Source organism: Stenotrophomonas sp. 05L44_2, assembly GCF_056665995.1.
This window is the reverse complement of sequence record NZ_JBFTNR010000647.1, coordinates 1-2395: the sequence shown is the minus strand read 5'-3', so window position 1 is coordinate 2395 and position 2395 is coordinate 1. Positions and strand designations below refer to the sequence as shown.

At 68.0% G+C, this 2395-nt stretch carries 2 protein-coding genes; both read left to right on the top strand.

The window, feature by feature from the left end:
• The coding region (locus tag AC1VAN_RS18700) for an acyl-CoA dehydrogenase (protein ID WP_480986427.1) at window positions 1–1710 on the top strand (1710 nt) is incomplete at its 5' end.
• Window positions 1711–1780: 70 nt separating this feature from the next.
• The gene (locus AC1VAN_RS18695; protein WP_282280623.1) at window positions 1781–2248 is read left to right on the top strand and encodes a hotdog fold domain-containing protein; all 468 of its coding nucleotides are present in this window, start codon (window positions 1781–1783) and stop codon (window positions 2246–2248) included.
• Window positions 2249–2395: the final 147 nt, after the last annotated feature.

Sequence of the window (2395 nt, the reverse complement as noted above, 5' to 3'; positions counted from 1 at the left end):
ATTCCCGACTACGGCATCGTCTGCAAGGGCGAGTGGAACGGCGAGCAGGTGCTCGGCGTCAAGCTGACCTTCGACAAGCGCTACATCACCCTGGCGCCGGTCGCCTCGCTGATCGGCCTGGCCTTCCGCATGTACGATCCGGATGGCCTGATCGGCCAGACCCGCGATATCGGCATCACCCTGGGCCTGCTGCCGCGCGAGACCGCCGGCGTTGAAATCGGCCGYCGCCACTKSCCGCTGAACKCGRYGTTCCAGAACGGCCCGATCCGCGGCAAGGACGTGTTCATTCCGCTGACCCAGCTGATCGGTGGCGCTGCGATGGCCGGCAAGGGCTGGAACATGCTCAACGAGTGCCTGGCCGTGGGTCGTTCCATCACCCTGCCTTCCACCGCCAGCGGCGGTGCCAAGGCGGGTGCCGCGGTCACCGGCGCCTATGCGCGCATCCGCAAGCAGTTCGGCCTGTCGGTCGGCCGCTTCGAAGGCGTGGAAGAAGCGCTGGCCCGCATCGGYGGCAAGGCGTACAAGATCAGCGCGCTGTCGCAGGCCACCGCCGCTGCTGTGGACCGCGGTGACGTGCCGTCGGTGCCGTCGGCGATCGCCAAGTACCACTGCACCAACATGAGCCGCGAAGTGATCTCGGACATGATGGACGTGATCGGCGGCAAGGGCATCATCCTGGGGCCGCGCAACTTCGCCGGCCGCAGCTGGCAGGCCGCGCCGATCGCCATCACGGTGGAAGGCGCCAACATCATGACCCGCAGCCTGCTGATCTTCGGCCAGGGTGCGATCCTCTGCCACCCGTGGGTGCTGAAGGAAATGAAGGCCGCTCAGGACCCCGACACCCGTGCCGGCCTGCAGGACTTCGACCGCAGCCTGTTCGGCCACATCCGCTACGGCATCTCCAATGCTGTTCGTTCGTTCTGGTTCGGCCTGACCGGCGCACGCTTCGGCGCTGCCCCGGGCGACGCCTACACCCGCCGCTACTTCCGCAAGCTGGACCGTTACTCGGCCAACCTGGCGCTGATGGCCGACATCTCGATGATGACGCTCGGCGGCAAGCTGAAGTTCAAGGAATCGCTGTCCGGCCGCCTGGGCGACGTGCTGAGCCATGTCTACATGACCAGCGCCATGCTCAAGCGCTACCACGACGAAGGCGCGCCGCAGGCCGACCAGCCGCTGCTGGCCTGGGCCTTCCATGACAGCGTGCACAAGATCGAGGAATCGCTGTCGGCTGCCCTGCGCAACTTCCCGATCCGTCCGATCGGCTGGCTGATGTGGGCACTGATCTTCCCGCTGGGCCGTCGTGCCGAGGCCCCGGGCGACCGCCTGAGCCGTCGCGTGGCTGCGCTGCTGATGGCCCCGAACGAAGCCCGCGACCGCCTCGCCAGCGGCGTGTTCCTGACCCCCTGCGAGAACAACCCGGGTGGCCGCATCAACAGCTACCTGAGCAAGGCGATCATGGCCGAGCCGGTGGAGCGCAAGTTCCTGAAGGCGCTGAAGAGCAAGGGCATCGAGGCGCTGGACTTCAACAGCCAGCTCGACGAGGCCGTGGCCGAAGGCGTGATCACCCAGGACGAGCGCAGCCTGCTGGAAGAGCTGCGTACGCTGACCCTGGACACCATCACCGTGGACGACTTCGACACCCACGAACTGCGCGCGGCCAGCTACTACGACCGCCAGAACAAGGACCCGCACTCGCAGGCGGCCTGATCGCCCGCGACGCGTTGCCTCGACGGCGGGCCTGGCCCGCCGTCGCTTTGTCCGCCGACCGGAAACCGCCATGTCCACGCCCCTGCTTTCGCTCTACCACCGCCTGCAGCGCTGGCCTGCCGGTACTTGGCTGTTCTCGCGCGCGGTGTGCTTCAAGGCGCCCTATTTCGCCAGCATCGCCCCGCGCATCATGCGCCTGGAGAACGGCCGCTGCGAGGGCACGCTGGCCGACCGCCGCAAGGTGCGCAACCACATCGGCACGGTGCACGCGATCGCAATGTGCAACCTGGCCGAACTGACCGCCGGGCTGATGGTCGATGCGTCGCTGCCCAAGGGCATGCGCTGGATCCCGAAGGGCATGCAGGTGCAGTACCTGGCCAAGGCGCGCGGCACGCTGCAGGCGACGGCATTGCCGGCGCAGCCGATCGTGGTGGCGACCGAAGGCTATGCGTTGCCGGTGACGGTGAGTGTGCGCGACCGCGCGGGGACGGAGGTGTTCAGCGCGGTCATCGACATGTGGGTGTCGCCGGCGAAGTGATGTTGCCGCGAACGGCGCAGCCCCTCGTGGGTGGACGGTTGGTCGCGGAAAGCGCTGGTTTGGCTGGGGGCGGTGGGTTCGCGGGGGACGCCGTGAACCCATCCCTGGGGGCTTGGCCGCGGCATCCATGCCGCGGACACCCCCGCG

Coding starts and splice junctions, on each gene's coding strand:
- AC1VAN_RS18695 (WP_282280623.1), top strand. CDS start 1,781: ATGTCCACGCCCCTGCTTTCGCTCTACCACCGCCTGCAGCGCTGGCCT.